This window comes from Flavitalea sp., assembly GCF_035489435.1.
In the GTDB taxonomy this organism is placed as follows: Bacteria; Bacteroidota; Bacteroidia; order Chitinophagales; family Chitinophagaceae; genus DATHKG01.
Map to the genome: position 1 here is coordinate 33,098 of NZ_DATHKG010000096.1, position 20,226 is coordinate 53,323.

Sequence of the window (20,226 nt, forward strand, 5' to 3'; positions counted from 1 at the left end):
TTCGATCTGGACAAGTACTCTATGAGCTTGCACCTCTCAACATTTGGTTTCAATAATAATTTGCTCGTGAGTTAAAATCTTTAATTATATGACTTTCTTAACAACAACCATTTGACAATAGCTAATTGAATTTGCTTCACTTTGTAGCTAATTTGCTTTGGTAGTGGTTCGTGTTTGTATCATAGCCATAGCCATAGGCATGACCATAACTATACTTCTTAAAGCCTCTCGAACGAATTCCATTAAAAACAAGTCCAACATTTTTTAACTCATGTATTTGATTATTTTTATCTAATCTTTCGACTGCAATTTTAGGCGTATGCCCGTGCCTGATTATATACAATGTTGCATCACAATGCTGAGCCAATGTATATGCATCTGAAAGTAATCCTACGGGTGCGGTATCGATTAAAACAAGATCAAATACTTGCTCCAAATAAACTAGCAAGTCAGCCATTCTGTCCTTCATCAGTAACTCCGACGGATTTGAAGGAAGCGCACCTGCAGCAACAACAAAAAGATTAATATTTATTTCTGTTCTTACTATAATGTCTTCCAGTTCTAATTCATCCTTTAAATAACTGCTTAAGCCCTTTTCAGTTGCGACCGTTAGTATTTGACTTAAAGAAGGATTGCTAAGATCCGCTTCAACTATAACTACTTTTTTCCCCGTAAGCGCAACAGAAAGTCCAAGATTGGCCGCTACAAAACTTTTCCCGTCCCCAGGGACAGAAGATGTCACAAGTAATATTTTCTGTTTGCCTCCAATTCCAATATGTCTCAAGGATGTTCTCAACTTCCGGAATTGCTCCGCAATAATACCTCTAGCCCCATCGTATATCACTATCGGATTTTTAGAATTTTCGTAGCATATTTCGGCTATAATCGGAAATGAACTCATAGTTTCTATTTCATTCCTGAATAAAATATTGTTTGATAAATATTCCTTAGAATTGATCAGCAAAATTCCAAAGGCAAAGGCTACCATTACCGCTAGCGGATATATAAGTTTTTTGTTTGGACTCACAGGAAATAGTGAAGACTCAGCTTGATCCACTATCCTATTATCAGCTACCGTGGAGGAATTTGACAAAGCAGCTTCTTCTTTTTTTTGTAGTAAGAATGAATAAATACTGCTCTCAATTTGTTGCTGCCGACTAATTTCAACAAGATCTCTTTCTTTTTGAGGTATTGATTGAAGTAGAGATGAATAAGTTGTATTCGTGAACAATAAATTTTTTAAGCTAGCTTCAAGGCTTCTTCTTTGACCTTGAATATTTTCTATTATACTGGGCTTAATTTTTTCGATTTGATTAAATAGCGAAATCATCACAGGGCTGTTCTCTCCTGTTGTCTTTTTAAGTCTTTCTTTCTCAAGTTCCGAAATGTATAATTTCTCAAGTAGTCCAGTCAAAAGCGGATCAGAAATCCCCAAAGTTGAAGGAACAATTCCAAAACTATTATCCTTCGTCTTAACATATCTTTCCACCTGGTCAAGAACTGCTAATTGCATATTGATATCACTCACCTTTTGGTCATTTAGACTTACGTTTTTCAGAAACAGTTGTCCCTGTGAACTGATATCGACCGCGCCTTTGTTTGATTTGTATTTCTGAATTTTGTCTTCAATTGAATCAAGATGTCGACCAACGATATTTAATCGTTGTTGCACGAATTGGAAGGTGCTCGCTGCTAGAGCATTTTTATCATTAATGGCAGCGCGATTATAAGCTTTGATAAGGTGATTCAATATGTGTTCAGCAAGGACAGGATCTTCATTCTTTAATTTCAAATTTAATACTGTTGAAAGTTTACTGGAAGCAGAAACTTCAAATTTCTCCATCAAATCAGAAGTTACTTTTTTGGGGTTTGTCAATGCGAAATATAGCGGCTTTTCTTCCCAGGCTTGATTGGTCTTAGTTTGAATGAATTTAAGAATTCCATAGGAAGTTTGAACCCATTCATTTAAAGGAAAGCTGCGATTGTCGATCATAGCCTCTGATTTCATAGAGTTATACTTGATCCTTATTTTCGCGACTTCAGGTAGCAATTTTGGGTATTTTGCTTCGATTTGGATCGGAGAGAAAGAATAAGCCGATACTTTCCCCCAATTATTAACAGAGTAAACTGGTGCGTATAATTTTAAATCCGTTACTACTTCATTCATTAGCGATCGAGATGTGAGTACCTCTATTTCGTTTTCGACGATTTTTTTTGTAGTAATTAGATTCAAAGATTCAATCATCCTCGAATCATCAATGCCTTTTTTTTCATCTTTAATAAGCAGAGTAGCGACTGATTCATAAAGTGGTGCTGTTAAACGTGTATACAACCAAGTTCCGGTTAGTGATATAACCAGCAGTATGAGAAAAATCGGCCAGTATGGAATATAGCGATTGAAGAACTGAGATATTATATTCCCTATACTTTCGTCGCCAGTTTCTGATATATTTCGCATAACAAAAGAAATAAAAAATCAGCTCCACTCAATTGTCCACCAGGCGTCAATTAAAAACGTCTAATTGATAAGCGAAGTAGATAAATAAGAAGCTGTCGATTATAAAAAGAAGCGAGCATTGCTGGATACTTATTCTCCGGTTTCTAGTAAGAAGCAACCTGCTTTTGATTTACCTCACGTTGTGGGTTTTCACATCCAGATAAACTGGCACTAACCAAGTGCTAGATTATCTTGACCATATAGTTCGAATAATATTCTAGTTCTTACAACTTCAACCCTCGAAGTTTGAATTTCAGCAGACATCATGTAACCAAGAGAAGGTAAAACGATTTTTACCGTGTTACTTTTTACCGCAATAACTTGTCCTTCATGTTTCATTAAAGGTCCACTAACTACTCGGACAATATCATGCAAATTAACAGAAGTTTTTTCAAGTGTAACATGGGTGTGTTCACCAAGAAAACTACGAATCATTGCAATTTCAATATCACGGATCTGCGCAGGTTTTCCAAGCCAGTGGACAAAATTGATAACTCCATCTGTCTTAATCATTTGAAGATGTTGATCTGGCGAGATTCTTACGAATACATAAGATGTAAATAGAGGCTCGAGAACGATTTTTTTGCGATCAGCCCATTGCTTTTTTACCTTATTAAGAGGGCAATAATTTTCAATGTGCTTTTTTGAAAGCAGTTCAGAGACTTTCTTTTCCCACCGTACGCGAGTATAAACCGCATACCATTTTTTTTCACTCATAGATAAGGTTTAGAGAGTATAGAGTGATACAATATTTAAGGTGTGATTTTCGTTCGGGGCAGGGCTCCGCCAAATCCGCTTACATCGGTCTCTTTAGCGAAAAATAAGTTTATACGGGAAATATCTGCAGGTGTAAACCTTCATATGCAATATATCCGGCAATGGGATCGTAACCCAGGTGGTTTAGCGGAAGATGGATTAGTTTTGATTAAAGGACCTAAGGGTCTTTATTCAGATAAAAATAAGGGGAATTTGTTACAACAAAATCAACTGTTCAAATTTTAATCTTGTTTCTTAACCTCAATAAAGAAAAATGAAACAAAAATATCTTCCATAATTTGCTTGATTTTAAGTCTTTGAATTTTATTAGGGTATAGGTCCGTCTCATTTTTTTTCCTGCTGTTAATTCTAAATTTCCTTTTTTTGGTAAGTGATTTTACCTAGCAAATGACCTTTTATGATCTACAATAAGGCATAATAGTGATATAGTGATCATAAAATACATTGTTATGAACCAATTCGAAAATCATATCCAGGGTGACAATCCGGTAATCGTCGACTTCTTCGCCGAATAGTGCGACCTTGTTAACCAAGCCAATGGTCCGAATTTAAGAGACTGTCGATAGTATATTTTTAACTAAGCCGTGGCCCGGATTTAAAGGAGTATTATAGGTTGAACGCTGATTGGCCAGAAGATCAATAAAGTACCTGAATATGAACCCGTCGAAAACTTTCTCAAATGAAACATCCACAATAAAAATACGCTGCCTACTTTAGTGGTTATCGATGACTTACCCAAGCGCTCCCTGGAGAAAAGTGAAGACTGGGTATTGAATTTTATAAAAACCAAGGCTTGGTAAAAAATCGCGTGAAGCTAATTAGTATACTTTATCAAAAAGTGACGAAATCCCAACATGCTTCAGAATCTTCAATCAGCACTGCTTGTTAATCAAACTAAAATCGACCAGGTTTACCTAAACGGCTTATAGTACGACTCATGCGCTATTGCCAACATAGGCTTATCTCCTGAAGTATCCCCGTACGCAAAAATCTTTTCGTAATCAGTGAGGGAAAACCGTTGTTTGATACGAGCAACTTTTTCCTCACCGTGGCAATTAATGTCCTGGAGCTTTCCTGTCAACTTTTCTTCCTGCAGCTCCAACCTGGTTCCGATTAACTCAACTCCCATAGAATCCGCCCACGGTTTAACCCAATTCTCCGCTGACGCAGTTACTATCACTACTTCTACCCCTTCATCAATTAGCCTCTTTATTTCCTCTTTAGCCCCAGTCCTTATTAGACCAGGTAAAACTTGTAAAGAAAATTGCGCGCAATAATTTTCGAAGGTTGCTAGTGTTGTGTTCTTAAAGAAATGTATAAGTATTCTTTCCTTTGCATGATGATTGGAAATGACACCAAGTTTGTATCCCAACAGATAATGCAAATTGAGGATGAATCCAAGGTAGAAGGGAATGTTGCCTTTACTGAATTTGATGAATTCCAGTAATGTATCCTTTGTTGTAATGGTACCATCAAAGTCGAAAAATGCAATATGTTTTTTCACATCTTCAGTTTTACAAAAATGAACTCTGGTATTGATTTAATTATCAGCATAATCCATCTCCAGAACCATTTCACATATATAACGTTCTTTCGCTTCCTCACTCCATTATATATAGCTTTGGCTACTTCAGCAGGTTGAGCTGTTAATAATTTAGGCAATACAAGATTTTCGGTCATCTTCGTGTATACAAATCCCGGCTTTACAGTTAAAACATGCACATTGTCCTGAATCATTCGGTTTCTCAATCCTGATAAATAAGCTGTGAAGCCCGCTTTGGCACTCCCATAAATATAATTACTTTGCCTGCCCCGCTCACCTGCCACTGAACTTATTCCTGCAATCACACCTGCTTTCTGAATTCCATAATAGTTACTGACGATATTCAAAATTGATACAGCACCCGTATAATTTATGTTTATCATGGCTTCCGTCTCAGTCCATTGCGCTCTTGCTATTTCATTATCGGTCATATAACCAAATACACAAATCGTTATATCCGGTTTAACAGGAAGCTCATCGAAAAAAGACTGATGAGATCCAAAATTACCTGCATCGAACAAATGCAGTGAACAGTGAATATTAAATCGTATTTGCAAGTCAGATTGCAATGGGGTAAGACGTGCAATGTTTCTTGCCGCTAACTGTATATTAAAGCCATTCGATGCATATGTATTGGCAATCGCAACTGCTATGTCGGAAGTTGCGCCAAGGATTAGTACAGTAGACATTATTTGTTTAATGGTTAGGGGTTAGCAAAAGCCGGTCAGACTGTGCCGACCTGAACTTACCTTCCGGATTATATTTTTTTAACGTAGCTTTAAATTCATCGAGTCTTGGATATCCCGCCCTTAACATCTCAGGTTTCATCCTTGCATCTTTACTCATGTAGAGGCGTCCACCATATTTCAACACAACTTTATCCAACTCATCTAAAAACGGAAATAAGTTGGGACGTACCGGAAAATCAAGAGCTAATGTATAACCTTCATCCGGAAATGAAATCATGCTCTCTTGTTTTCCAAACACCTTCAATACGGCAAGAAACGAACCCATCCCTTCATCACTTATTCGCTGCACAATTTCCTTCAAACCCTCTTTAGCGCTCAATGGTAGCACAAACTGGTATTGAATAAAGCCTTTCTTTCCATAACCACGATTCCAATGCAGTATTGCATCGAGTGGATAGAAAAAAGGCTCATAACTCACTATATTATTAATTTCTTTTTTGAAATTTTTTCCATAGTATAAAAAATTAAACACCTTTACTGTAAAAGAATTCAGGAACCACGAGGGCAGATTAAATGGAAAAGAAATCTGTTTATTTTTAGGAAGCTGCAGTGGATTGGACCGTTTATCCTCAGGTAAATCTTTTACCTCGGCATGTTCGCCAAGCATAAGAATGCTTCGGCCAAAGTTTTTTCCTTTCTTAAGGCAGTCTATCCAGGCTACAGAATAAGTATACTGACTGTATTCATCAAACAGCTGAATGATATGGTCCAGATTTTGGGCTTTTAGTTGCTTCTGTTTGATATAAGACGTTTGTATTTTCTTCAGCTGAAACTTCACTCTTGTGACCAACCCGGTAAGTCCCATTCCTCCACAGGTAGCTTCAAACAGATCTTTGTTTTGTACAGGTGAGCAGGTAATTGTAGTACCATTTTCCCGGACAATATCCATGTTTAAGATATGGTTTGAAAATGAACCATCGACATGATGATTTTTTCCGTGGACGTCACTTGCGACAGCACCACCAATTGTGATATATTTAGTTCCGGGGGTAACCGGAAGAAACCATCCTTTAGGTACTATGATCTCAATTATTTTATCCAGCGTTAGTCCGCTCTGGCATTCAAAAATCCCGGCTTCAATGTCGAAGGATAATACCTTATCATATTTTAAAGTTGATAAAGTTTCAGCAGCAAGGGACGCATCCCCATAGCAACGACCGTTACCCCTGGGGATAAAACTCATTCCCTGATCCACATGTGTTTTGAGATCATTATCAAAACTAAAAGTAAGTTCGTCACTGTCAACAACCGGATAGTTTCCCCAATTAGCAATATTTTTCTTCATCCTTAAAACAGTGTTATATCCTTAATGTAAATAATTGTAATAAAACTGGCTATCCAAAGGAGCAATGAAATTTGTATGAAGCGATCCTTGTAAAGGACTTTCGTTGGCGAACCGGAGTCTGCCATCACGTAAATAATTTGCAGGTATCGCATTATCCCAGCTAAAACAAAAAGGCAGGTATAATAAAGGCGGTAGGTTCCAAGCCTTGTGATTACATCTTCAGACATTGTGTACATAAAATATGCTACAACAATTACAGCACAAACCAGTGCAAGTAATATATTCAACAGTTCAAGATTATATCCCTTTATTGATTTCCGCATGTCTGCTCCGCTATTCATTTTCAGAAGCACATCATCTCGCCGCTTTCCAATTGCCATGAAAACCGCCAGAAGAAAAACCATAATAATAATCCATTGCGACAAAGGAACCAACGAAATTACGGACCCTGCCTTTACTCTTAACACGAACCCTATAGCCAGGATCAGAATATCAAGTATTGGAATGTTTTTAAGCCCGAGCGAATAACAAACGTTGATCACAAAATAGATACCCAGCACAAACATGAATTTGTCCCTGATTAAATAAGCAAGGCTAAAACCCATTATCAACAGAATACCGCAGATTATCAATGCAGCTGTTTTGGATACCGCACCTGATGCAATAGGACGATTTTTCTTTACGGGATGCTTTCTATCATCTTCAACATCCCGGTAGTCATTAATGATATAAATACTGCTTGCTACAAAGCTGAACGCAAGGAAGCCAAGTAACAACTCACCGACTTTTGAGATATTTGCAATCTCACCGGCGAAAAAAATAGGGATAAATAAGAATAGGTTTTTAGCCCAGTCTTTTGGTCTTAAGAGTTTGAGGTAAGCCACTTTGGGTTAATTAGTGCGTCAAAGTACAAATAAATAATTGAAAATGCCAACCGTCCAATATATAGGTAGCGCTGGCAGGAATGAAAGATATTTTCTATGTTTACACCCAGTTAACCCGAACTCTAAAAAAACTTGATATGTCCAGGCGGCTTTTGACCACATTAGAAATTCTATTTATTGTTTTTTTAGCCTGCGTTCCATTATTTGCAACCTTTCCTTACCGTGTAAATATTTTTCTCTCCTGGGAGGGAGCTTACAGGATAAGCGAGGGTCATTTGCCTTTTCGTGACTTCGGCACCCCGCTGGGCGGGATGTTCTGGGTGATTCCAGGTATTTTTTTCAAAATCTTTGGAGCACAGATGATAAGCCTGATCAAGGCCCAGGTATTTATTAATATTATTGCGGGACTATCTTTCCGATCTATATTAAAAAGTTTAAATATCCAGGAGGGTATCCGTTTTATTTCGGTCGTTCTTTTTTGCCTTTCTTATTCATTCATGAACTTCTGGCCATGGTACAACCATACCGTAATTGTGTATGAACTGGTTGCTCTGGCGTTTTTGATCCGTTACATCGCCTTTAGCAAGTTGGCAACGAATCCAAAATACCGGTTTATGTTACTGGTGGCATCAGCAATCTTTGTATTGTTTTCGTTTTTTACAAAGCAGGATGGAGGGGGGATGGCATTTGCGATTTGTATTGCGTTGTTGATTTATCATGCCATTTATGAAAAAGACTGGAAGTCTTTACTAATATTCATCGGAAGTTTTGTCTTATTAATGACTATCGTAGTCGCCTGGCTCTCCAGCTATGAGTTTGCATATTGGTTTAATCATGGCCAGGCTCCCCACAGTGCAAGGATCTCAATCAGGGAAATTGCAGACGATTTTTTTAATTCGTCACAATGGATAAAATTTTATTTGTTTTTAATTGGATTATTAATTCTATCATCTTTTAAAAACTGGAAAGAATTTTACAGTAACAAAACTGAAGGCGTTTTCTTACTATTAACGCTGGCTATGCTCGGCGAGGCCGCAGTGTTCCAGGTTACAAGTTATACTCCACCAGATAATAATATATTCTTTCACAGCTTTGCTTTTGTATACATAATCAGTCTTCTTGGCAGAACGACGTCCTTAAATTTCCTGAATCGTAAAACAATTTTAGTGTGTTTTACAGGAATGATGTTGTGGTGGAGTGGAACTTACTGGAAATACATTCAGCGTATTGTTGAGCGTGCAATGCCCGCAGGAGAAATAGCAACAGTATCACAGACAGGAGAAAATATAGTGAACAGGAAGACATATATGATCAACAAAGGTGATTCACTTGACATACCTATGAGTCAATGGGTGTATACAGGACTGAAATCATTTGATAAAATATATATGCCGAAACCGACTGTTGATGGCATACATAGACTATTGAACATGGATCTGGTTAAAAACAGTAAATCCCTGAAGGTTCTAAATATGTCAGAACTGACACCATTAGCAGCAGAAATGCCATATGAACTTGAAAAAAACGAAAGCTATCCTTTGTGGTATCATCTGGGTGTTGGGATGTTTAACCGGGAAGCAGAGATGTTTGAAAAAAGAATAGCAGAAAAATATTATGACCTGGTCCTTTTTGAGAATATCGAAACTCTTAATAACTTTTATCCCTTCAGGATCAGAGTTTCGCTAAAAAAACATTATAATCTCGCAGACTCTTTTCTTGCACCGCGACGGGGAAACACACAAGGTGAAATAGAAGTATATAGAAAATAAAGAGACTGCTTCGGAAATATTTTTTGTGCTCTGCCTTGCATTATTCGAAGCTAATTTATACTTTACATTTTAATATCCTCTTGTTGAATATCCTATATCGCTTATTAGCTGATTTTTCTTACCGAATTCCGTTATCCAAACACTATAATAATCCCGGAGTTTTTGATATATAATAAATCCACTTCCTGAAAGATCAAAAAACAACCGAATCCACTTCCCGAAAGATCAAGAATTAGCTGAAATTTTCGTTCATATTAATGCTTACTTCATGATCGTACACTCTTCCAGACTAATAATTTTATTAGTTATCTGCCCTATTTTATTATTCAGCCAGACAGATGGCGATTACAGATCTAACTTTACCGGAATATCTGCAACCTGGAACACCACTTCAATCTGGGAACGATATGACGGGACTACATTTTCCTGGGTGGCAGCTTCGAATTATCCCACCTCCAGTGATAACGTAATTACCATTTCTTCCGGTGATAGTATCCAAATAACTTCACCAGCTCTATCTCTTGACCAATTAGTAATTGAACCAAATGCGAGCATCTTAATCGCCTCCCAGGTTGTTACTGTCAACAATGGTCCGGGAAATGATATACAGGTTAACGGTCGGTTATATGTGGCGAGTGGTGGAATTCTGACCACTAATACTATCGATCCTGGTTTTATTTATGTTGCTGTTGATGGATATCTGGAATTAAGAAATGGAGCTGTTATTGGAACCAGCTTAGACAACTATGGCATATTCGAAGTCAACATTTTTTCAATGAACAATGGTTGTACGATTAATAACTATAACTTATTAAATTTTGTAAATACAAATCCTGGCAGTTCATTTTATAACCCTACAATCGATAATGCTTCCCTGGTTAATTATGCGAATATATCAGTCAATACAACCTCAACTGTTCTTTTAACAGGTAGCAGTAGTCTGAATAATTTTTTCATAAATGAAACTACAGGTTCTATCACCATCACTATTTCAAATGCCATATTCGGAACCAATAACAGTAATGCAGGTATTAATTTCACTAATAAAGGCATTTTGCAGGGTGAAGGCACCTATTCCTTCAGCAATTTTCCAGGTACAATATCCGGATCCGGTACAGCTGTAAAAGGTTTAATTAATCCGGGAATAAGTACGAGCTCCACGGGCATTTTATCAGTGAATGCTGCATTGATAAAGCCTGATATAGGTGTTGTTATCAACCTTGGTAACAGCATCACTGCGGGAACCGGCTACGATCGTTTAGTATTAAGTGGTAATCCAACGCTCACAGGAAGTTCCCTGACTATTACAGAGAATGGGACCAACACTCCAATTGGTGTTTATACCATTCTCACTACATCAGGCACCTTTATCGGTAATTTTACAGAGGTTGTCACACCTTCAAACTATGGTCCGATAACTATAGTTGGTGGAAATGAAATACGAATAGAAAAACTTGCAATACTCCCTCTGACCTGGGGTAATTTTACTGCTGTAGTTAACGGAAAAGATGCAGTTGAACTTAAATGGAACGTGCTGCAAGAGTCAAACACGTCACACTTCGAAATATCGACATCTACTGATGGCCGCAATTTCAAAACAGTTGGAACTGTTAAATCAGGCGGAAATACAAACAGCGGGCATCATTACAATTTTATACATGGCAGCCCGGATAATAACAAAGTAAATTATTATCAGCTGGTTCAAATTGATCTTGATGGCAAATCTTCCCGGTCAAAAATTATAAGCATAAGATTAAACAAAGAAAATCTGCGCCCCATTTCGATTTACAACAATCCGGTGCATGGTATGCTTAGAATAGAAGTGAAGGAGCCAAATGTCCAGGTTAGTGTTCTTGGTCTTGACGGTAAGTTCTACAAACGTTTTAATCTCAATACTGGTTTTCACCAGCTTGATGTTCAGGATTTGGCTTCAGGGGTTTATCAAATCCTCGTATTCAACAATAGCAAACTAGTGCAAACAGAAAAAGTGGTTATGGTAAAGTAACACACCGCAGGTTAGCAAAATTTAAAAAAGAAAGGTGGCGTAATTTCTATGTCACCTTTCCCATATTAAGATTTATCTAACCAAAATGACCTTGTGGTTTTGTACCCCATTAGGACCGGTTAAACTTAAAAAATACGTCCCCCTGGCAATGTCGCTTACCTCCAGTTTGGAGGTACCCGTTGCAAAACGACGATGAACTTTCCCGTTAACATCAATTAATGAAACTTTCACCTTTGCAATACCCGCCCCGGATAAATAAATGTGATTTGTTGCAGGATTCGGAAATATACCTATTGAATTAGTCTTAGTCATTGGTAGGGATACAATTTCCGAATAAGAAATTTTATTTGACAACTCAGTCCATTTAAGACGGTAGTACACTGATCCTTCAGCATGGGTATCAGTTTGCGTGTAGCTCTGCCCATTAGGTTGCAGACCACCTTTAATTGTTGCTATAGTGGAAAAACTCCTTCCATCATAACTTTTTTCAAGTGAAAATTCTGTATTGGTATCTTCCTCTTTTGTATCCCAATTCAGCCTGGCTTCAGATGTGGAAATGCGTTTACCGGTAAAACTTGCGAGTTTTATAGGTAAATTCATCGATTGCCCAACCACCAAAAATATTGGTGTGCCTGTCAGTGAAATATTTGTTTGCAGGATAGTTGTTGTGGTGGCATTGCTAGAATAATTCCATTCATGTTTAATGAGATTAGGAACATTTAATGCAGCAGGGAAAGAATAGGTAGCGGCAGCGACTTCACTTTTGTCTATCAACGCTTTTGCCCATAAAACGTAAACGAACTCTCCATCATTTTTTTTAAAAGCGCCTCCCTCAATATTCGATGGGAGATACATTGAACCGGTTCTGGCTGCATCATAAGTAGATCCGAATAACAATTGTGAGGTTGTCTTCATTCCGATTCCCAATTCAGTCATCTTTTGGCTGCCCTGTACATCTCTCTTGAGATTTTCATACAAGCCCATCATCGCATAATCCTGGTTACCCACATCAACACCTTCAGCCGGAGCGTCGATAGCTTCGCCCACCATATAGAAATAAAATTGCTTAATATCATGCTTTTGCGATAAGACCAGTGATTTTATACCATAGTTTCTTTGCATCTCATCCGTTCCATGCTGTACTCCTGAGGGGCGACGTGTAATGTTACTTTCGGTAATGATAAAATGTTTGCGGGGGAAAGTTGTTCCATTGTAACCATAGTTGTTAAGAGTTGTTATCATATCATCTTTAGCATTCACCACCCGGGCTGCTGCGTAGTCAGAAGTCCGGGTATGGACAAACCCACCTACTGCATTGCTCCAATAACGCATTGAATAGCCAGGGTAAATATGATAACTCACCATGTCAAAATAGGCACTTCCTTTCAATGGATAGTCAGCAGTTACAGAACCTTCCTGCCCGGCGGTAGGATTATCTGTATACCTGCATAATGCATCAAGAAATTCGTAATAACCGATACCCCCGGGTGTTACATAATCGTCAGGACTGTATTTTTTAACTACCTCCCAGGTGATCCTCAACATCCGGATATAACTGTGGAAGGGTCCCCAGAGATTTACCAATTCATTTGGAAGCGGAGCCCTGGTCAGCCAGTTTGAAAGTGTAGCTCCAGTGAAGTCCGGCTCATTTACAACCTCCCATATTCTTATGTAATCACCATATGCCTGAACAAGATTGAAGATATACTGCGCATAATAGTTATTGGAGTTTACTGTACCATCAACATTCCATATAGGCTCATACAAATTGAGAAACAACCGGGAAGGTTGTGGGCATCCCGGGTAAGTAGTATTATCGCGGTGAGCGGCGGAAGGTTCTCCTACGAAATTGGTTATTTCGCGCATTTCAAGGTTCTGAACATAATTCCTGAAAGTATTTACGCGAATATTCAGTCCATGCAATTCTACAAAATAGTCCGGCAAAGTAGTTCTTATACTATGACCACCAGCGCCTCTCACATTTGCCGCTAGAGCATCGTCAGTCCAGCCATTGGCATAATAACCCATGTTTGCCCCATACATAAACAAATCTGTGTACGGCTTTACATAATCGTTAGCAGTTGGAACAACAGGTCCCTGACCGAAACTACCAAAAAAAGAAAATAAGAAAACTGAGATGAAGCCGGTTCTGTAGAAGGAAAATTTTGTCATTGTAGGTAGTAGTTAGATCCTGGTACAGGAGTCGTTTATAATTTGATACTTACATTGGCTAACCATCTCCAACAAAATCAGCCTGGTGATTTGTAAGGAGCATGGAAAATAGTCGACCGTATTGGCTAGGACTTTTATGGGGTGCTGAGCAGGCTTGTTGAGATGTGAACAAGCCTTATACCCCAATCTTCACGCCAAAATGTTAATTATTCTTGATTTGCCTGTTTTCTTGAGTTTAATCAATTACAATTTGATAAACTTTATTGCCGGAATAGGGACCTTCTCATCATTCACTTTTATGAGATATGTTCCTGCTTTAAGATCGCCAAGACTCAATTCCTTTTGAATGATCCGATCTGTGCTGCTTATCATATATGATCGTACCAGCCGACCATATATATCATAGATAAGGATTGTAGAAAGCGGTGATTTAACCGGCGCTTCGATCCTGAGTATAGCATTCGTTTCAACAGGATTCGGGTAAATTGTTATTTTGCTCACTGCTTTGCTCACTGAAACTGACATCGTATCTCTGCCCATATTACCCTTGTCGTCCGTTGCACTAAGTTCAAACTCGAATTCTCCTTCTGACAATGCATTCACCATCGTTTGGCGAGACCCCGTTTCTAAAATGTTATACGAAATTGGTCCCCTGATCATCCGCCATTTATAAGAAACAACCGTCCCATCATCATCAGAGGCAGATCCAACCAATTGTGCAGTTCTTTCCGGAAGAAATACTTCGATATCAGCACCAGCATTTACAACAGGTGCCCTGTTTCCCCTAAACAGTTCGGTTACGGTTATACTCATGGTATCCAGGCCAGTCGCACCCCTGCTATCAATTACCTCTAACATTAATTCGTAAGTACCGGGTTTACTGAAAATGATTGCTGGGGAAACAGAATTAGCATTTAATAAAATAAGACTACGTCCGGATATTTGCGTCCAGGAATAAGAAATTTTTGTGCCATCCGGATCATAAGAAAGGGAACCATCGAGAATTATATTATTGGACCCGAAAGTTATATTAAGGTTACTTCCCGCATTGGCAACCGGCTTCTCATTTGGCTTTGGCAATACCGTTATTACCACGATATCGCTGGCCATAGCACCCTTGTCATCTGTAACAATTAGTTCGAATTCATGGCTGCCTTCAGTCAACCCTTCAACTTCCGTTTCCGAAGCTGATACATTAACAATGTTAACTTTGGCAAGGCTCCTGAGTTTCCATGAATACATTGTTATAATGCCATCTTCATCTGATGCTGATCCTGTCAATTGAATTTTGTCAAGCGGCGCGACAACCGTTATATCCTCGCCTGCATTTGCTAAAGGTGATTTATTTATGGCTGCATTTACTGTTACAATCACAGTATCATGACCAATAGCACCTGAATTATCTGTAACAGTCAGTCCAAATGCATAGGTTCCTGCCGTCAGATCATTTACCGCAGTCACCGCTTCTGTTGGATTTAAAATCACCGCAGATCCACCGTATAACTTTTGCCATAAATAGCTGAAGATTCGACCATCCTGATCAGTGCCACTACCATTCAGTGTTATGGTTGAAACAGGTAAATTAATAAAGAAATCTGCCTCAGCATTCGCAACAGGATTTTTATTTGAAGCTGGATTCACCGTAATATTAATTTCATCGGTGTCTGTCAACATCGAATTATCGGTAACCGTCAGTTCAAATGTATAATTACCAGCCTGTAACCCGGTTATTTCTGATTCAGGCAAAGAAGCACTAATTATATTTGCACCTCCTCCTGATATTTTTCTCCATGAATAAGATAGGATCTTACCATCTTCATCTGTGCCTGAGCCTCTTAAAATCACATAGTTTGTTGGTAGTGTGATATTAATATCGGACCCGGCAAAAGCAACCGGCTTTTTATTCGGCGGGGGGGTTACTGTTACTTTTATTAAATCAGTGGCTATCATGCCTTGATCATCTTTTGCGCTTAATTCGAATTCGTAAACGCCCGCAACCAGATCTTTTACTTCGGTTGCTGCAGAGCCAGCATTAGCGATTGACGCAACACTCCCGCTCACTTTTTTCCACAATATTGTAATCAAAGACATGTTTTCAGCTGACACATTACCAGTCAAGGTGACGGATGTAGATGGTATCGCGATGATAATATCGGTTCCTGCGTTTACGATGGGAAGTTTGTTTCCGGCCGGATTCACTGTTACCTGTACTACATCACTTGAGATTGAGCCGTTATTGTCTTTAACAGTCAGTTCAAATTGATATATTCCTGTTGCAAGACCAGTAATCAAGGTGGTGGCAGCAGATTGACTTAATATGTTAGCTGAGCCCCCGGAACTTTTTCGCCAGCTGTATTCGACGATTGTTCCATCTTCATCCTGCCCGGATCCTCTGAGATTACAGCTACTTTGAGGAAGAGTGATAATTAAATCATCACCGGCATCTGCAACTGGTATCTTGTTTTGCGGAGCATTAACCCGGACCCGAACAACATCAGTAGCCTTAGCACCGTCATTATCAGTAACAGTAAGTTCAAACTCATATATCCCCGACTCAAGACCACGTACCCTGGTAACAGGGTGGTTTGCATTTTCAAATGTTACTGATCCCCCACTGATTTTTTTCCATAGATAGGTGATATTGGTTCCGTCCTCATCATTTCCCGAACCTCTAAGAGTCAAAGAATCTTCCGGAAGCGAAATAGTTATGTCGCTCCCTGCATTGGCCCGAGGAACTTTATTAGAAGCAGGATTCACAGTAATTTTAACCTGATCCTTCGATTTACCTCCTGCATTGTCGGTTACCGTGAGTTCAAATTCGTAAACTCCCGCCTCGAGGCGGGTTACAAGAGTAGTAACAGATCCACTGTTTATTATTTCAGCGGGACCGCCATTAAGTTTATTCCATGTATATGTAGCAATATCTCCATCGTCGTCTGTACCAGTACCAGATAATGTAACTGAATTGGCAGGAAGAGCAACAAATTGATCTTGCCCGGCATTCGCACGGGGTAATTTGTTGGCTGCTTTTACCGTAATTTGAACAACATCCTTTGAAGTTGCTCCCTGATTATCGGTCACTGTAAGTTCAAATTCATAAACTCCTTCAACAAGGTCATTGACAGCTGTTGTACTACTACCAGCATTCATGAGTGCAGCTGATCCACCTTTTATTTTTTTCCATGAATAGCTGCTGATTGTACCATCCGGATCCTTACCGGAACCTGTTAATGTTACAGCATTTTCAGGAAGAGAAATGCTGACATCATTGCCGGCACTGGCAACCGGGACTTTATTCGTCGGAACAACAGCGCCGCGTTCGTATTGGAGCATCCATTCGTATACATTAAGGCCATTTTCCCTGAAATTGGGATCATAGGTTTTTGTCCAGGCATCATGCGAAGTAGAAGTAAATATGGTCGCTTTTGCTAATCCGCTTGTGTAAGAATTGATGCCTTGCAGATAATTCAGTGTGCCAGCAACTCCCACTGTCGGATCGCCATTGTTATGTGTCATCCATGTATGAATTCCAGCATCCGAAATAACTTTACTGGTTCCTGCACTATATCCGTAAGCCTGACATACGGGTACCATTGCAGCAATTCTTTTTGCATAATCACTGTTTACTCCCAGATACAAGAATATCATTCCTCCACCCATACTTAGTCCGGTAAGATAAATCCGTTTTGTATTTACCCTGTAATTCTTAACGGCATAATCGATGATATCATTTACATAAGAATTACCCGGAGGTACATCTGTAAATTGAGGAGATATGACAATGAATTTATGTGTCTGATTGTTGACTGTAAATGACTTGGGAAATGTGCCATCTTTAATGAGCTTTGGAACCCCGTTCGACAATACCCTGGACAACTGAGTTGTACCATTTCCTCTTTCCCCGGCACCATGAAAAAAGATAAGCAACGGATACGATTCCCCGCTTTGATCATAATTTTCAGGCAGATATTCATAAAACCCTTTTACGTAATTATTGATAGCAATATTCCGGGCGGTCTGAACCTGGCCTTGAGCCGATATTAAATGGATTAATAAAATGTAAAAAAGAAAAACAACGCGCCTTTGAACCTTTGGCAGCGAAGAATTTTTCTGAAATGTATGCAACACCGGTTTCCGGGAGTCGCATACGCGGATTAAAGAAAGGATTTTCATAGTTCATACGGATTATGTAGGGATATAGGATAATCGAAAAATTCAAACCTATGCATTAATTAAAGATTTGGTTATTAGAAATAAGGATAGATTTATCCAGATAACAGCAAATCTTTATGTAATTACAGAGGTAACGGAAACGCTCACGTGCAAATATTTCAAATTAACGTCTGCAGTGAAGCTTTATGTGAGATTCTATTGCAAAAATAATTCCAAATAATAAGAAACCATTAAATTCCCAAAATGGGAGCCACTTAAGGAAACTATTTATTTCCGTGAGGAGTATTATAACTTATATCCTGAGATTTAACTGAGCGAAAGAATCCAAGAAACATCATTAGAATTGTCAAAGGAAGCTTCAATGTAGCCTTTAGAAGTTTACGGTTAAGCATCGATGTGGGGATTGCCAGAATTAAAGCGAGGAAATAGCAACCAGATAGCACAAGCCAATAAGTATAGCTTAAACTGGTATTGAAAATCAGCGATATCACTATAATTACAGGTAGTGTACCAAGTAGTATTGATCGCGGCGGGCTGATTGTCTGTAACAGTTTATTTAATAAATCAATATTCCCGGTGAATATTTTGTTCCAGTTTAGAAATATATATTTTTTGAGGTAGTGGATTTGTCCCGCCATCCACTTGGATCGCTGATTGTGAAATACTGTTTGGTCAGTCACCTTTTCATCATAAACCAGGGCATCATGTAAGTACTCGATAGTGTCTTCATTTTTTAATATCCTGAATTCGAGTTCTCTGTCTTCCCATACATCTTCTACATTTGTATTGATTTGTTTATAATAATCGAACTTAAATCCCATCCCTGAACCAATCAGGGCAGATGAAAAACCAATTACACGCTGGCTGTAACGAAAAATATGATTGTTAATTTCCTCACTTACGCTATCGAGTATGGCTAATGAATTGTCCTTATTTTTTGCTGTTCTATGACCCTGTACAGCAACTGCACCGGCCTGTAATCTTTCATTCATTTTTAGAAGAAAGTCCTTCCCCATAATATTGTCAGCATCGAGTATAATTACATAATCATAATCCCCTATTTGTGAGAGCGCTTCATTTATCGCTTTAGCCTTCCTGCTAACCACGAAATTTACCACTACGGTGATAATCGGAAAAGCTTTTAGTTTATTTATAGTTTCCTCTTTCAGGGAATCCGCAATAACCACAATATCCCATTTATCGGCAGGATAATCCTGAAGCAAATTCTTCTCCACGGTATCCACGATCACACCATCCTCCTTATAAGCGGGAATTAATACGGCAAATCTACCGGGAGGTCGTTCATAATTGACTATATCTTTGGGGTTTACAAGTTTTCCTGCCAGCGAGAAGATCAGGTAGTACAGGACAAAAAAACCGAGGTAAAGAAATAAGGTGTAAAGAAATAAATTTAATAACAACATACAAGCTTATTCAAAATATAGGGAGACGGGTTTGAAATTCAAAATAAAAAGAATATTTTGTTCTCTAAATTAATCTTTTTATTGGACGATACTAATCCCACTCTAATCTAAACAAATATGATTTCTAAACCCCTTTACCAATTTGGTAGATATCAGCCTTTTATCAGTGATAAAATGCAGAAAAGCCCAAAAGTCAGCAAATTAATTAATTCAATATTCGGTTATACGGCTATGGGTGCTTATGGTCGTCAATTAATATTCAAACGCCTGCTTGAATTTGTGCCGATGGCCAAGGTAGAAAGGATGTTGGACCTGGGATGCGGGCAAGGAGAGTTCAGTTTGATGATGGCTGATGCTCATAAAGACAAACTGGTCGATGCCGTCGATCTTGATAGCCATGCCATCCAGAAGATTCAGAAAGCGATTGAGCATTTTGAGATTAATAATCTTCGCGCTTACAATATGAAAGTGGAGGAGCTACCTCATAATGATCATTATGACCTCATTTTTTCAGTTGACGTATTCGAACATATCATGGTTGAAGAGATGCCATTTAAAGCCTGTCATGACAAACTCAAAAATGGTGGATATCTGATCATCAAAATGCCCAATAAAGTACACCAGATGATTCTCCCTGAATCCTGGTTTGAAGAACACAATGAATGGAAAGAAGATGAACATATAGGACAGGTCTACGAACTACAGGATCTCGTTGACAGGTTTAAAAAAGAAGGATTTAAAATCGTTACTGCTTTTTATTCGGATGGCATTATTGCCAGGGCCGGATGGGAGTTTAATTATATAATGATGAAAGGTGGACCGATCCCACATCTTATTTCTCTTCCGATTTCAAAATCGCTGATGAAAATTGACAAATTGTTCAAAAACCGCAAAAAAGGAAACTATATTCAGGTCGTGGGCCAAAAGATATAGCGATTGGGGGCCCCT

General features: G+C 38.6%; 12 protein-coding genes. 3 read left to right on the plus strand and 9 right to left on the minus strand.

Features of this window, described 5'->3' with window-relative positions:
* Positions 1 to 136: 136 nt before the first annotated feature.
* From VK664_RS15680 to VK664_RS15705, 6 genes are all read right to left on the minus strand, one after another.
* Complete coding sequence (locus tag VK664_RS15680) at positions 137 to 2,458, minus strand: GumC family protein (RefSeq protein WP_461399626.1); 2,322 nt, start codon at positions 2,456 to 2,458, stop codon at positions 137 to 139.
* A 210-nt stretch (positions 2,459 to 2,668) separates the two neighbouring features.
* Positions 2,669 to 3,214: a UpxY family transcription antiterminator gene (locus VK664_RS15685; protein ID WP_461399627.1), complete on the minus strand. Its 546-nt coding sequence runs from the start codon at positions 3,212 to 3,214 to the stop codon at positions 2,669 to 2,671.
* A gap of 970 nt (positions 3,215 to 4,184) precedes the next feature.
* The gene (locus VK664_RS15690; RefSeq protein WP_461399628.1) at positions 4,185 to 4,778 is read right to left on the minus strand and encodes an HAD-IB family hydrolase; all 594 of its coding nucleotides are present in this window, start codon (positions 4,776 to 4,778) and stop codon (positions 4,185 to 4,187) included.
* Positions 4,775 to 5,506, minus strand: coding sequence for an SDR family oxidoreductase (locus VK664_RS15695; protein WP_461399629.1), 732 nt, complete (start codon positions 5,504 to 5,506; stop codon positions 4,775 to 4,777). The genes VK664_RS15690 and VK664_RS15695 overlap by 4 nt, the downstream gene beginning before the upstream one ends.
* Positions 5,507 to 5,513: 7 nt before the next feature.
* Positions 5,514 to 6,851, minus strand: a complete 1,338-nt coding sequence (locus VK664_RS15700; RefSeq protein ID WP_461399630.1) for an FAD-binding protein — start codon at positions 6,849 to 6,851, stop codon at positions 5,514 to 5,516.
* A 2-nt stretch (positions 6,852 to 6,853) separates the two neighbouring features.
* Positions 6,854 to 7,735: a decaprenyl-phosphate phosphoribosyltransferase gene (locus tag VK664_RS15705; protein WP_461399631.1), complete on the minus strand. Its 882-nt coding sequence runs from the start codon at positions 7,733 to 7,735 to the stop codon at positions 6,854 to 6,856.
* A gap of 137 nt (positions 7,736 to 7,872) precedes the next feature.
* Here VK664_RS15705 and VK664_RS15710 point away from each other — a divergent pair, with 137 nt between their 5' ends.
* Complete coding sequence (locus tag VK664_RS15710; protein ID WP_461399632.1) at positions 7,873 to 9,504, plus strand: hypothetical protein; 1,632 nt, start codon at positions 7,873 to 7,875, stop codon at positions 9,502 to 9,504.
* A gap of 268 nt (positions 9,505 to 9,772) precedes the next feature.
* Positions 9,773 to 11,509, plus strand: coding sequence for a T9SS type A sorting domain-containing protein (locus VK664_RS15715; protein WP_461399633.1), 1,737 nt, complete (start codon positions 9,773 to 9,775; stop codon positions 11,507 to 11,509).
* A gap of 72 nt (positions 11,510 to 11,581) precedes the next feature.
* On the opposite strand, the gene VK664_RS15720 is transcribed toward VK664_RS15715, so the two are convergent.
* From VK664_RS15720 to VK664_RS15730, 3 genes are all read right to left on the minus strand, one after another.
* A complete protein-coding gene (locus tag VK664_RS15720; protein ID WP_461399634.1) occupies positions 11,582 to 13,681 on the minus strand; it encodes a T9SS type A sorting domain-containing protein in 2,100 nt (699 codons plus the stop codon).
* A gap of 243 nt (positions 13,682 to 13,924) precedes the next feature.
* On the minus strand, positions 13,925 to 17,854 hold the full coding sequence (locus VK664_RS15725; protein WP_461399635.1) for a PKD domain-containing protein: 3,930 nt from the start codon (positions 17,852 to 17,854) through the stop codon (positions 13,925 to 13,927).
* Between the two features lie 263 nt (positions 17,855 to 18,117).
* Positions 18,118 to 19,278, minus strand: coding sequence for a glycosyltransferase family 2 protein (locus tag VK664_RS15730; RefSeq protein ID WP_461399636.1), 1,161 nt, complete (start codon positions 19,276 to 19,278; stop codon positions 18,118 to 18,120).
* Positions 19,279 to 19,452: 174 nt separating this feature from the next.
* On the opposite strand from VK664_RS15730, the gene VK664_RS15735 reads away from it, so the two are divergent.
* On the plus strand, positions 19,453 to 20,211 hold the full coding sequence (locus VK664_RS15735) for a class I SAM-dependent methyltransferase (RefSeq protein ID WP_461399637.1): 759 nt from the start codon (positions 19,453 to 19,455) through the stop codon (positions 20,209 to 20,211).
* Positions 20,212 to 20,226 lie beyond the last annotated feature (15 nt).

What these genes read in the sequence shown, in the direction of transcription:
- VK664_RS15680 (WP_461399626.1), bottom strand. Translation starts at nt 2,458, where the DNA reads ATGCGAAATATATCAGAAACTGGCGACGAAAGTATAGGGAATATAATA.
- VK664_RS15685 (WP_461399627.1), bottom strand. Translation starts at nt 3,214, where the DNA reads ATGAGTGAAAAAAAATGGTATGCGGTTTATACTCGCGTACGGTGGGAA.
- VK664_RS15695 (WP_461399629.1), bottom strand. Translation starts at nt 5,506, where the DNA reads ATGTCTACTGTACTAATCCTTGGCGCAACTTCCGACATAGCAGTTGCG.
- VK664_RS15700 (WP_461399630.1), bottom strand. Translation starts at nt 6,851, where the DNA reads ATGAAGAAAAATATTGCTAATTGGGGAAACTATCCGGTTGTTGACAGT.
- VK664_RS15710 (WP_461399632.1), top strand. Translation starts at nt 7,873, where the DNA reads ATGTCCAGGCGGCTTTTGACCACATTAGAAATTCTATTTATTGTTTTT.
- VK664_RS15715 (WP_461399633.1), top strand. Translation starts at nt 9,773, where the DNA reads ATGATCGTACACTCTTCCAGACTAATAATTTTATTAGTTATCTGCCCT.
- VK664_RS15720 (WP_461399634.1), bottom strand. Translation starts at nt 13,681, where the DNA reads ATGACAAAATTTTCCTTCTACAGAACCGGCTTCATCTCAGTTTTCTTA.
- VK664_RS15725 (WP_461399635.1), bottom strand. Translation starts at nt 17,854, where the DNA reads ATGAAAATCCTTTCTTTAATCCGCGTATGCGACTCCCGGAAACCGGTG.
- VK664_RS15730 (WP_461399636.1), bottom strand. Translation starts at nt 19,278, where the DNA reads ATGTTGTTATTAAATTTATTTCTTTACACCTTATTTCTTTACCTCGGT.
- VK664_RS15735 (WP_461399637.1), top strand. Translation starts at nt 19,453, where the DNA reads ATGCAGAAAAGCCCAAAAGTCAGCAAATTAATTAATTCAATATTCGGT.